Origin of the sequence: Chromohalobacter sp. HP20-39 (genome assembly GCF_033052815.1) — a bacterium.
Classification (GTDB): Bacteria; Pseudomonadota; Gammaproteobacteria; order Pseudomonadales; family Halomonadaceae; genus Chromohalobacter.
This window is the reverse complement of record NZ_JAWHTP010000812.1, coordinates 1-260: the sequence shown is the minus strand read 5'-3', so window position 1 is coordinate 260 and position 260 is coordinate 1. Positions and strand designations below refer to the sequence as shown.

General features: G+C 69.6%; 1 protein-coding gene. It reads left to right on the top strand.

The genetic code is table 11. From position 1 onward, the window contains the following. A partial coding sequence (locus tag RVY79_RS20210; protein WP_317466365.1) for a hypothetical protein occupies positions 1-260 on the top strand: 260 nt, incomplete at both ends.

The following is a 260-nucleotide window of genomic DNA, read 5'->3' as shown; positions in this document are numbered from 1 at the left end:
CGCCCGCAGTGAAGTAGAGCCCGACAACCGCACCGTGCTGCGCAAGCTCTCGGCCGGCCGCTACGGCGAGGACGGGCTGGCCCTGGTCAACGAGGCAGTGGCCGAGGTGCTGATGCGGGAAGACGGCATCCGCAATCTGCAGCCTGCGGGCGTGGTGAAGGCTTTTGGCTATGCGTTCGGGCTGAGCCGGCAGACGGTCGACCCGGCCCAGTCCCTGGCGCTGGCCAAGGCCCTGCATGAGCTGTGCCGCAGCGGCCGAA